The organism is Mycolicibacterium chubuense (assembly GCF_001044255.1).
Classification (GTDB): Bacteria; Actinomycetota; Actinomycetes; order Mycobacteriales; family Mycobacteriaceae; genus Mycobacterium; species Mycobacterium chubuense.
In genome coordinates this window covers 21,881-32,917 of record NZ_JYNX01000095.1, presented here as the reverse complement: position 1 = coordinate 32,917, position 11,037 = coordinate 21,881, and the positions used below count along the sequence as shown (strand labels likewise).

Below are 11,037 nucleotides of genomic sequence, written 5' to 3'. Positions count from 1 at the left end.
GTGTCCGCGCCCTCGGCGAGCGCGGCGGTGACGGCGACGGCGAACCGGTCGCCGGCGCCGCAGGTGTCCTCACGCACGGATCCGGCGGCCAACGCCGGGGTGCCGACGTGGGTTCGGGTGCCGTCGGCGCCGTACACCCGCGCCCCGCGGGCACCCAGCGTCACGCAGACCGCGTCGGCGTCCCACCGCTCCCGCAGCAGCTCACCGGTGACCCGGTTGCCTCCGCAGAAGTGGTGCGCCTCAGTCTCGTTCGGCGTCACCAGGCGGCAGCCGGCGACGGGTTCGGCACCGCGCGGGTGCGGGTCCCACACCACCGGGGTGTGCGCGGCGGCGGTGCGCAGTGCGTCCCGCAGCGCCGGAAGCGCCGCCACTCCCCTGCCGTAGTCCGCCACGCAGATCGCGCCGGCGCGCGCCAGCACCTCGGCGGCCGCCTGCGGCAGCGGGCCCGGCACCGGTGCCGCGTCCCCGCGGTCGATGCGCAACACGGACTGCCCGCCCGCACGCACCCGGGTCTTGCTGACCGTGGAGCCGCGCATCGGCAGCGCGACCACCCGCACGCCCGAGGAGGCCAGCAGCTCGGCGAGTTGCCTGCCTGCCGCGTCGTCGGCGATGCCGGTGATCAGCACGACGTCGTCGTGGGTGCGGGCGGCCAGCACCGCGGCCAGACCGGCGCCGCCGGGCCGGTGCCATCCCCGTTCGACGTCGACCACCGGCACGGGCGCTTCCGGGCTGAGTCGTGTTGCGCTGCCGTCGATGTCGATGTCCAGCAACGCGTCGCCGACAACGACCAGCGGGGTGCTGGTCATGAGCGCACCGGCCCGAGGATGCGCTCGTCGACCGCCATGCACAGCGCGTGGACGAGGAGCAGGTGCACCTCCTGCACGGTCGCGGTCGACGGTGCCTCCACACAGATGGCCTCCGCGCATGTGGCGGCCAGCGGATTGGGCGCGGGCCCGGTCAGCGCCCAGGTGGTCATGCCGATCTCGTGGGCGGCCTTGACCGCGGTCAGCACGTTGTGGCTGGTCCCGCTCGTCGACAGGGCCACCAGGACGTCGCCGGGGCGGCCGTGCGCCCGGACGCCGCGGGCGAAGATCTCGTCGCCGCCGTAGTCGTTGACGATCGCGGTCAACGCGGAGGTGTCGGCGTGCAGCGCGATGGCCGACAGCGGTCGTCGCTCGTCCTTGAAGCGGCCGACCAGTTCCGCGGTCAGATGCTGGGCTTCGGCGGCACTTCCGCCGTTGCCGCAGGCCAGCAGCCGGCCGTCGCCGGTCAGCACGTCGGCCAGGTGCAGGCCCCAGGCATGCACCTGGTCGATGTGACCGCTGGTGCGACGTACGGCGCCGATCAGGTCGTCGAAATGCGTTGCGATCATCGGGATCCTCCTCGGTGCGCTGTGTCGTGCACTGCCTCCAGCAGCGCGCTGTCGGTGATGTCGTCGAGGCACGTGTGGCGGTCCAGCGGGCAGGTCCGCGCCCGGGTCGCCCGGCACGGCGCCTGCTGGTCGCCGAGGACGGTGACCGGCACGCCGTAGGGCGCCCACTGCGAGGCGGGCACCACCGGGGCGAACAGCGACACGATCGGCGTGCCCACCGCGGCCGCCAGGTGTGCGGTGCCGGTGTTGGGCGCGACCACCACCCGGGCGGCGGCGAGCACCGCGGCCAGCTCGGTGAACGTGGTGAGCCCGCCCAGGTCGACCGCGCGCCCGGCGGCCACCTCGGCGGTCAGATCGCGTTCGTCGGGTCCGCCGGTGACCACCACGCGGTGCCCGGCGGCGGTCAGGGCGGCGACCATCGCGCGGGCGCGCTCGGCGCCGGGCCGGCGGGCCGGCACGGCCGCTCCGGGGTGGAAGACGACGAAGTCGTCCGACCCGATCCGCTGCCTCGTCTGCGCCGCGATCGACCCGACGCCGGTGACCCGCAGCGCCCCGGTGTCCCCATCGGGCAGCCTGCACCCCGCCGCCTGGGCCAGCGACAGCGCCCGCAGCGGCTCCGGTACCCCGTCGGGCACCTGGTGGCGCAGGTCGAGCAGGCTGCCCGGGTAGTCGACGCTGATCGCGCCGACCCAGCCGATGTCGGACATCCGGCACAGCAGCGCCAGCGGCAGCGGTGACTGGTGGAACGAGGTGAAGATGTAGGCGCGATCCGGCGCGGTGTCGCGCAGGCGCTTGATCAGGTCGTCGGCGTGGGCCGCGGTGAGTTCCGGAGAGTCGAAATCGACCCAGGGCGCCTGCCATTCGATGATCTCGTCGACGCCGGGCAGCAGCTCGGCGGCGGCCCGGCCGCGGGGGCCGGCGAGCATCACGACCCGGTCGTGCCGCTGGGCCACGGCCCGGATGGCCGGCCCGGTGATGAGGACGTCGCCGGCGCTGTCGAGGCGGGCGACCAGTGCGGTGCTCATGCGCGCAGCACCATGTCGACGGCGGCGGTCAGCGTGGGTGCGACGGCGGCGCGCGGGTGCGAACGGGCCGCGGAGATCTCCTCGACGCGGGTGCGGTCGGTGGGCACCAGGATGGCCCGCGCCCCCGCGTTCAGGGCGGCCTGCACGTCGCCACCGGTGTCACCGATCAGCACGCACCGTTGCGGCGGAACCCCGAGGGCGGCGGCCGCGGCCACCACCATGCCCGGCGCGGGTTTGCGGCAGGCGCAGCCGTCGTCCTCCCCGTGCAGGCACACCTGCCAGCTGTGGAACGGCCCGAGCTGACCCGCCACCTCGGCGTTCACCGCACCCAGCTGCTCCGGGCTGATCAGCCCGCGCGCCACGCCCGACTGGTTGGTGACGATGGCCAGCAGCAGCCCCCGGTCCCGCAACCGGTCCAGTGCGCGCCGGGCTCCGGGCATCGACACCACGCCGCGCGGATCGTTCAGGTAGGGGCCGTCCTGGATCAGGGTGTCGTCGCGGTCCAGCAGCACCGCCAGCGGCGGTTCCGCGCCTGCGGCGCGGTGCTGCCACTCCCCGATCAGCCGGTGCCCGACCGCCAGCGGTGGAATCATGATGCTGCTCAGCATGATCCGGCTGAGCTCGGCGGCGGTGCGGGATCCCCCGCGGTAGCGCCGGAGCGTGAAATCGGCGGCCAGCGCCGTCCAGGCCAGCCCGGCGACCGACGCCGCCCGGGGCCGGCGCGCGGCGAGCGCGAGCAGCGCCCCGGCCGCCGCCGCGGTGGTGGCGGTGTGCGCGGGCAGCCGTCCGTTGCCCTCGCCGATGCGTGCTCGCCAGCGGGGGCCGAACTTGCGCCGCATCAGCGCGTTGTCGCGGTTGCCGGCCTGCACCCGCAGCGACGTCCGCCAGGTCGCCGGCGCGACGGGGTGCTCGCAGCGCCGGTCGCCGACAACGATGCGGTGGCCCGCGGATGTGATACGCAGGGCGATGTCGGAGTCCTCGCGGTAGGCGCGCGGGAAGCGTGCGTCGAAGCCGCCGACCTCGACGAGCACGTCACGCCGGTAGGCCATGTCGGCGGTGATCCACTGGGCGGTGGCCAGCCGCAGCGTGCGCTGCTCGTCGTCGGTGGGCCTGCCGGTGGTCTCGCGGGGCACCTCCAGACGACCCTGCGTTCCCGCCGCACCGGCAGCGTCGGCGGCCGCGAGATCGGCCTCCAGCGCGGAAAGCCATGTCGGCGTGGGCATGACGTCGTCGTCGAGGAAGCACACCCACCGGGTGTCGGCGGCTCGCCAGCCGACGTTGCGGGCGGCCGCGGGTCCGCGGCCGCCGCTCTCGAGCACCTTGACCGTCAGATCGCCGCGCAGCTCGAGGGTCTGTGGCGCGGGGCGGTCGTCGACGACGATCACCTGGGCGGGCCGCGGTCCCTCGCCCCGGTCCAGCGCGGTGATCAACCGCTGCAGGGAGTCCCGGCCGATGGTCGGGACCACGACGGTGACGTCGAGCGTCATCGCGGCCGCCGGATCAGAAAGGGGCCCAGCACGAGAACGTCGATCGGCGCGCTCCCGAAGCACTCCAGTGCGTCGACGGGGCTGTCGACCATCGGCCGGCCCGCCGTGTTGAAGCTGGTGTTGACCAGCACGGGCACGCCGGTCCGCCGGGCGAAGTGCTCGATGGTCGCGTGCAGCAGCGGAAGGCTGTCGTCGACGGTCTGCACGCGTGCGGTGCCGTCGACGTGGGTGACCGCGGGGATGCGCTCGCGCCACGCCTCGGCGACGTCGTGCACGAACAGCATGTACGGGCTCGGGAGCGGTCCGCGGCCGAAGATCTCCGCGGCGCGCTCGGCCAGCACCATGGGCGCGACCGGGCGGAACTGCTCGCGGCCCTTGACGACGTTGAGGCGTTCGAGGTTCTCCAGCCGCCGCGGGTCCGCCAGCAGGGAGCGGCCGCCCAGTGCCCTGGGGCCGAATTCCGCACGGCCCTGGAACCAGCCCACCAGCTGGTTGTCGGCCAGCAGCTCACCGACGGTCTGCGCCAGGTCGTCGGGACGCTCGTAGCGCACCGCGGCGCGCTCGAGGACGGCCTGGATGTCGGCGTCGCTCCACCCCCGCCCCAGCTGCGCCGAGCTCATCGGGGTGATCGGCTCCCCTTCGTCGGCCGCGACGGCCAGCGCGGCCCCCAGCGCGGTTCCCGAATCGCCCGCGGCCGGCTGCACCCAGATGTGGTCGAAGCCGCTTTCGGCGTGAATGCGGGTGTTCGCAACGCAATTGAGGGCGACTCCGCCGGCCAGGCACAGGCTGTCGGTGTCCACCCGCTCGCGCAGCCAGGACACCAGGTCGAGCAGTACCTCTTCGACGACCTGCTGCACACTGCACGCCAGGTCGGCGTGCACCGGTTCGGGCCGGGCCAGCGCCGTGGCGTGCTCGCCCGTGGCGGCGACGCGCACGGGCGCGAAATCCGTCCAGGTGATGGGCTCGGTGCGGAAGCCGCCGTCCGGGCAGGCGTAGACGCGCTCGCGCATCGCCTCGATGAATCGAGGCTCGCCGTAGGAGCCCATCGCCATGACCTTGTACTCGTCGCTGGACCGAGTGAAACCCAGGTGTTCGGTGAGGCTTTCGTAGAGCAGCCCGAGCGAGTGTGGAAGCTCCTGGGTGGCGAGCACATCGAGCTTGTGGTCGCGGTACACCCCGGCGAGCATCGAGGTGCGCTCGCCGCGGCCGTCGACGACGAGCACGGCACTGTCGGGGTACGGCGACGCCAGTGCGGTGGAGGCGGCATGGGCGACGTGGTGGCGGACGTGCCGCACCACCGCCGGGTCCAGGCCCGGCAGCGCCGTGGCCAGGAAGCGGGGCGCCCGCTGCGCGTAGAGGGTTCGCAGGTACTCCCAGTCGCGGTCCAGACCCTCGGTCTGCCCGGAGTCGTCGGCCATCAGCGCCGGGTCGTAGGAGTAGCCGACGGCGTCGAGGTCGCCGGGGTCGATACCGGCCTCCGCGAGGCACCACTTCGCTGCGGCGACGGGCAGTTCCCACGTGGAGAACGGCACCGCCTGCTTGCCGTGCTTGCGGCGGGAGAACCGTTCCTCTTCGGCGGCGGCGACGATTCTGCCGTCGACCACCAGGGCGGCGGCAGGGTCGTGAAAGACCGCGTTGATACCGAGGATTCGCATCGTTTCCTCCTTCGTTCAGGTGGCCTGGGCGGTCGGGACGTCGGCGGCCGCGAGCACGTCGCGGAACCAGTCGACGGTCGCGGCGAGCCCGTCGAGGTAGCTGACGGCCGGCTCCCAGCCGAGCAGTTCGCGGGCCTCGGTGATGTCGGGGCATCGCCGCCGTGGGTCGTCGGTGACGGCAGGACGGTGCTCGATCGGCACGTCCGCGCCGGCCAGATCGCGGATGATCTCTGCGATCTCGCGCACCGGCAGTTCGACGGGATTGCCGATGTTGACCGGTCCGGTCACCGGGTGTGCCGCCAGCGCGATCAGTCCGGCGACGGTGTCGTCGACGTAGCACAGCGAGCGGGTCTGGGTGCCGTCACCGGCCACGGTCAGTGGCGACCCGCTCAACGCCTGCTGGCAGAAGGTGGGCACGGCCCGCCCGTCGTCGGGGCGCATCCCGGGCCCGTAGGTGTTGAAGATCCGCGCCACGCCGATGTCGGTGCCGTGGTCGCGGTGATAGGCGAACGCGAGCGCCTCGGCGTACCGTTTCGCCTCGTCGTAGACGCTGCGCGGACCGATGGGGTTGACGTTGCCCCAGTAGCTTTCGCGTTGCGGATGCTGCAGAGGGTCGCCGTACACCTCGCTGGTCGACGCCAGCACCAGTCGCGCCCCGCAGCGGTCGGCCAGGTCGAGCACGGTCGTGGTGCCCAGCGCGCCGGTGCGCAGCGTCTGCAGTGGCAGCCGCAGGTAGTCGGGCGGCGACGCCGGCGAGGCCAGATGGAAGATCGCGTCGAAGTCCGTGTCGGCCCACGGCTGCGGCAGTGCCGCGGTGATGTCGTGCTGCACGAACTGAACACCGGACGGCAGGTCGGCGAACCGCGGGGCGCTGGTGGACAGATTGTCCACACACACCACCTGCCTTCCGGCGGCGGCCAGCGTGGCGCACAGGTGCCGGCCGAGGAAGCCCTCACCGCCGGTGACCAGGACCCGGCCGAACCGCGTTTCGGCCGGGCCGCTCCGGGTAGCACCATCGGCCATGACTTCAGAGCCGCGAGGGGCCCGCACGTCGTTCGTCATCGCCAGCCGGAACCGCTCCGCCGAGTTGGCCACGGTGCTGCGTCTGCTGCTCGACACGACGAACTCTCCGATCATTCTGGTGGACAACGCCTCCGAGGACGACTCGGTGGCCATGGCGCGACGCATCGCCGCCGGCTCGGCAGGCCGGTTGACGGTGATCGAGCTCGACGAGAACCTCGGTGCGGTCGGCCGCAATGTCGGGGTGGCCGAGGCGTCGACGCCGTACGTCGCGTTCTGCGACGACGATTCCTGGTGGGACCCGGAATCGATCGGGCTCGCCGAAACGCTGTTCGACGCGTACCCCACGCTGGCGGTGCTCGCCGCGCGCACGCTGGTGATGCCGGGCGAGCGGGAGGACCCCATCGTGGCCGACCTGGCGACCAGCCCGCTGGGACACGACCCGGCGCTGCCGGGACCGTCCGTCCTGGGATTCCTGGCGTGCTCCTCTATCGTGCGGGCGTCGGCGTTCGAAGCGGTCGGCGGGTTCTCGCCGATCATCCACTTCCGCGGCGAGGAGACCCTGCTGGCCTGGGACCTGGCTGCCCACGGCTGGGACCTGTGCTTCTGCGAACGGCTCACGGCGTTCCACCAGCCGTCGGCCACCCGGGGCACCACGGCCGCGCAGGATGCTCGGACGATGCGCAACGCGGTGCTGACCACCTGGCTGCGGCGGCCGCTGTGGCACTGCGTGCGCGCCGGCGCGACGTTCGTGCGGGCCGCCGCGGGCGACCGTGACCACACGGCCGCGCTGGGCGAGGCGCTGCGCGCGCTGCCGGCGGTGATCGCCGCCCGCCACCGGCTGCCGGCCGACACCGAGCGGTGCCTGCGCGTGCTCGAAAACGCCTGAGCGGTCACGACACCGACCCCGCCATGCGGTCGTAGACCGCTGCCGTCTCCTCGGCAACGCGCTGCCACGAGTAGCGCTGCTGGACCCGCGCGCGGCCCGCGCGGCCGAGTGCGGCGCGCAGGTTTCGGTCGGCCAGGATCGGGGTGATCGCGTCGGCGCAGCGCCGCGGGTCGCGCGGTGGCACGAGGCGCCCCGTCCCCTCGTCGACGACCGTGTCGAGCATGCCGCCCACCGCCGACGCGACGACCGGTACCCCGCACGCCATCGCCTCGAGGGGGACGATGCCGAACGGCTCGTACCACGGGGTGGCCGCGACGACGTCGGCGGATCGCAGCAGCATCGGCATCTCGTCGCGCGCGATCGCCCCGTACAGGTGCACTCGATCGGCCACCCCGCACTGGCCGGCGACGGCATTGAGGCGCTGAGCCTCGGCGTCGGAGTCCAGCTCGGATTTGTCCGGGCCCCCGACGATCACGAGCTCGGCAGTGGGCAGCTGCGGCATCGCGCGGATGACCGTCTCGAATCCCTTGCGCGGCACCAACCGGCCGACCGAGACGATGCGCTGCGGCTTTCCGCGGGTCGCGGCGGGCCCGATGTGGCAGAACTCGGTCGGGTTCACCCCGCACGGCACCACGGACATCGCGGACTGGTCGCGCCCCATCCGCCGCAGTTCGGCGACCTCGTCGGTGCAGGTGGCCGCGACCCAGTCGACCTTGCGCGCCAGTTCGGTCTCCAACCGGATGCGCTCGTCGGGACTGGTGTCGTCGCGGCCCTGATGCCGCCGCTTGACCACGCCGAGCGCATGGAAGGTCTGCACCACCGGGACGCCGCGGCGGCGGGCGGCCCGCAGAGTGGCCAGTCCCGACATCCAGAAGTGCGCGTGCGCCACGTCGGGCCGCCATTGCTCCCACTGCTCGGCCAGGAAGTCCCCGAATGCCGGCATGTATTGCAGCAGATCGTCTTTGGGGAGCTTTCTCGGCGGTCCCGCCGGCACGTGCACCACCGTGTATCCGTGTTCGGTGTCGACGCGGTCGAGCAGGTCGGTGTCGTCGCGCCGGGTGTACACCACGACCTCGTGTCCCTGTGCCGCCAATGCGGCCGACAACTCCGCGACCGCCACGTTCTGACCGCCTGCGTCGACGCCGCCGAGCAACGCCAGGGGGCTGGCGTGTTCGGATACCATCGCGATCCTGCGTCGTGACTTCTGCGCGCTCATTCGCACACCTCCTCGATCAGGCGGTCCCAATCGGCGTGGAAGCGATCGAGGCCGAAGTGGGCCAGGGCGTGTTCGCGTGCCGCTTTCCCCGCGACTTCCGCGGCGGCGGGGTCGGAGACGAAGCGTGCGAGCGCGTCGCCGAGCACCGATCGATCGGCACTGACCACACCCGCTTCGGGTGGCACCGCGAGCGGGGCCATCGTCGAGGCGACAGCCACCACGGGCATGCCCGCGCACATCGCCTCCAGCAGCGACAGTCCCAGCGACGTCCACCGGGCGGTGTGCAGATACACCCTGCGGCGCGCCACCTCGTCGAGCACCGCCGAACCCGAGATGTCACCCCGGCCGGAAACCGCACCGGCGCAGCGGGGGTCGTCGTGGAGGCCCTCGGTGCCCATGCCCCACACGTCGATCGGCGCGTACCGGCTCAACGGCGCCAGCAGGTCGGCTCCGACCGTGCGCCAGCGCCGCACCGGCTCGTTCATCATCGCCGCCGCGGCCGCGATCTCTCCGGTGTACAGGCTGCCCCGGTCGGCCACCCCGTGGCCGATGACCCGGGTCGGCGCGGATCCGTTGTCCCACATCAGCTCGTTGAACTCGGTGACGTGTACCAGGGGGATGTCCGAACGCTCGGCCAGGGGATGCATGCTGTCGACGGCGTACGGCCGCGGCGCATTGTGCTCGACGTACACCGCGGGGACGTCGGCGCCGGGCCTGCGGCCGAGAAGCCGGGTGGCGAGTTCGAGGTCGGCGGGCCGCTGCAGCACCACCAGGTCGATGTCGGCGTCGGCCAGGTTCTCGACACGAATCTCGCTGGCCTGCGGCCATGTTCGACCGGCCAGCCCGCGCCCGTCGGCGCCGCGGTCGGCGTCGACCGGGATCAGATAGCGGTGCCTACCCGCCACGAACGACTCCGTCCACGAACCGTGCACGTGCCAGATCAGCACGTTGCGAGGTACCAGAAGCGACGGCATGAGGCGCGAAATACCCTTAAGAGAATTCACCAAACAAGAAACGTCGGGAAAAGTTGCGACCGTCGTGAGCAACGAAAACGGCACGCCAACAGGGGAATTGGCGCAGCACCGCCCGCGCCGGGGTGTCGGTGCCCGCGCTCAGGCCGTGACCGTGGTGGCACGCCGCGCCGCCGCGTCGTACACCACCTCGGCATCGGTGGCGACACGGTCCCACGAGTAGCGCGAGCGCGCGCGGGCGCGCCCGGCTAGCCCCATCCCCTGCCGCAGCACGTTGTGCGCCAGCATCGAGCGCACTGAGCGGCTCAGCGCGACCGTGTTGTCCGCGGGTATCAGCAACCCCGTCACCTCGGAGATGACCGCGTCCCGCGGTCCACCGGTCTCGGTGGCGATCACCGCGGCACCACAGGCCATCGCCCGCAACACCGTTCGCGTGTCCGGGTCGTACGGCGCCGGGCAGACCGCGACGTCGGCGGACCGCAACCAGGAGGCGATCTCACGGTCGTCGGTCGTGGTGACGGTCTGCACGCGACCGCTCACCCCGAGACGTTCCGCGATGACGCGCACCCGCCGGTTGTCGTGGTCGGTACCGCCGTCGCCGATGAGCACCAGGTCGGCGGCCGGCAGCGACGGCAGGTTCCCAAGTAGCTGATGAAGGCCCTGCGCGGGTGAAAAGTCCTGTGCGAGGCCGACAATGCGATGGCGCTCTGGACCGCGTGGTGCGACGTCGCCGTCCACGCTGTGGGCGTCGACGTCGACGCCGGAGGGCACCACGCTCACCCGGGCGCGGGGGCATCCCCTCCGGATGACCTCGTGCATCTCGTCGTTGCACGCCGTGGTCACCAGGGTGGCGTTGCGCGCCAGCAGCGTCTCCAGCTTGACGCCGGTGCTGTGCGTCGCCCGCGCGTCCCCGAGGTGATGGAAGGCCTGCACGATCGGCACCGGTCGCTGCTTGGCGGCCAGCTGCGCGGCCATGCCGTACGCCCAGCCGTGGCAGTGCACGGCGTCGGGCGGGTCCCCGCTCCAGTCGTCGATCAGGAACCGGCCGATGTCGCCGATCATCGGCATCAGATCCTCGGCGCTTCTGTCGTCCGCCGATTCCCCCGGAAGGGGAAGCACACGGTAGCCGCCGCTCGCCACGCCGGCATCGACCCGCGAGGCGGTGAGCACGCGCACGTCGTGCCCCCGCCGTGTCAGCGCTGCCGCCAGGCTCGCCAGGTCGTAGGTGCCCGGGGCCATCGGGACGCGGCCGGGCAGATCGCCCACTATCGCCAGCCTCATGAGTGTGGAGAGTCCCGCCGCAGTAGGCGCCAAACGCAACGACCGCGAGCACTTCGCTCAGCGGACCGGACTATTCGCGCCGTGGACGACGGGATCGGTCGATCGGGGAATGCCTCCGCGG

Annotated in this window: 10 protein-coding genes; 1 reads left to right on the top strand and 9 read right to left on the bottom strand. The window is 72.6% G+C overall.

Features of this window, described 5'->3' with window-relative positions; translation table 11 throughout:
- From MCHUDSM44219_RS28165 to MCHUDSM44219_RS28140, 6 genes are all read right to left on the bottom strand, one after another.
- Positions 1 to 806: bifunctional heptose 7-phosphate kinase/heptose 1-phosphate adenyltransferase (locus MCHUDSM44219_RS28165; protein WP_048421582.1), on the bottom strand; the 806-nt coding region annotated here is incomplete at its 3' end.
- Positions 803 to 1,372 carry a D-sedoheptulose-7-phosphate isomerase gene (locus MCHUDSM44219_RS28160; RefSeq protein ID WP_048421581.1) on the bottom strand — a complete coding sequence of 190 codons (570 nt, stop codon included), beginning with the start codon at positions 1,370 to 1,372 and terminating at the stop codon, positions 803 to 805. The genes MCHUDSM44219_RS28165 and MCHUDSM44219_RS28160, both read right to left, overlap by 4 nt.
- Positions 1,369 to 2,397 (bottom strand): glycosyltransferase family 9 protein, encoded by a 1,029-nt coding sequence (locus tag MCHUDSM44219_RS28155; protein WP_048421580.1) that lies wholly within the window; start codon positions 2,395 to 2,397, stop codon positions 1,369 to 1,371. The genes MCHUDSM44219_RS28160 and MCHUDSM44219_RS28155 overlap by 4 nt, the downstream gene beginning before the upstream one ends.
- Positions 2,394 to 3,884 (bottom strand): HAD-IIIA family hydrolase, encoded by a 1,491-nt coding sequence (locus MCHUDSM44219_RS28150; RefSeq protein WP_048421579.1) that lies wholly within the window; start codon positions 3,882 to 3,884, stop codon positions 2,394 to 2,396. The genes MCHUDSM44219_RS28155 and MCHUDSM44219_RS28150 overlap by 4 nt, the downstream gene beginning before the upstream one ends.
- Positions 3,881 to 5,539, bottom strand: a complete 1,659-nt coding sequence (locus tag MCHUDSM44219_RS28145; RefSeq protein WP_048421578.1) for a carbamoyltransferase family protein — start codon at positions 5,537 to 5,539, stop codon at positions 3,881 to 3,883. Before MCHUDSM44219_RS28145 ends, MCHUDSM44219_RS28150 begins: the two co-directional genes overlap by 4 nt.
- 15 nt (positions 5,540 to 5,554) lie before the next feature.
- Positions 5,555 to 6,562 (bottom strand): NAD-dependent epimerase/dehydratase family protein, encoded by a 1,008-nt coding sequence (locus MCHUDSM44219_RS28140; RefSeq protein WP_048421577.1) that lies wholly within the window; start codon positions 6,560 to 6,562, stop codon positions 5,555 to 5,557.
- Between MCHUDSM44219_RS28140 and MCHUDSM44219_RS30565 the strand changes: the two genes are divergently transcribed.
- The gene (locus MCHUDSM44219_RS30565) at positions 6,561 to 7,448 is read left to right on the top strand and encodes a glycosyltransferase family 2 protein (protein WP_048421576.1); all 888 of its coding nucleotides are present in this window, start codon (positions 6,561 to 6,563) and stop codon (positions 7,446 to 7,448) included. The two genes, MCHUDSM44219_RS28140 and MCHUDSM44219_RS30565, sit on opposite strands and share 2 nt — an antisense overlap.
- A 4-nt stretch (positions 7,449 to 7,452) precedes the next feature.
- On the opposite strand, the gene MCHUDSM44219_RS28130 is transcribed toward MCHUDSM44219_RS30565, so the two are convergent.
- From MCHUDSM44219_RS28130 to MCHUDSM44219_RS28120, 3 genes are all read right to left on the bottom strand, one after another.
- Positions 7,453 to 8,664 (bottom strand): glycosyltransferase, encoded by a 1,212-nt coding sequence (locus MCHUDSM44219_RS28130; protein ID WP_048421575.1) that lies wholly within the window; start codon positions 8,662 to 8,664, stop codon positions 7,453 to 7,455.
- Complete coding sequence (locus MCHUDSM44219_RS28125) at positions 8,661 to 9,638, bottom strand: glycosyltransferase (RefSeq protein ID WP_172506256.1); 978 nt, start codon at positions 9,636 to 9,638, stop codon at positions 8,661 to 8,663. Before MCHUDSM44219_RS28125 ends, MCHUDSM44219_RS28130 begins: the two co-directional genes overlap by 4 nt.
- A 138-nt stretch (positions 9,639 to 9,776) precedes the next feature.
- A complete protein-coding gene (locus tag MCHUDSM44219_RS28120; protein WP_053081425.1) occupies positions 9,777 to 10,916 on the bottom strand; it encodes a glycosyltransferase in 1,140 nt (379 codons plus the stop codon).
- Between the last annotated feature and the right edge of the window lie 121 nt (positions 10,917 to 11,037).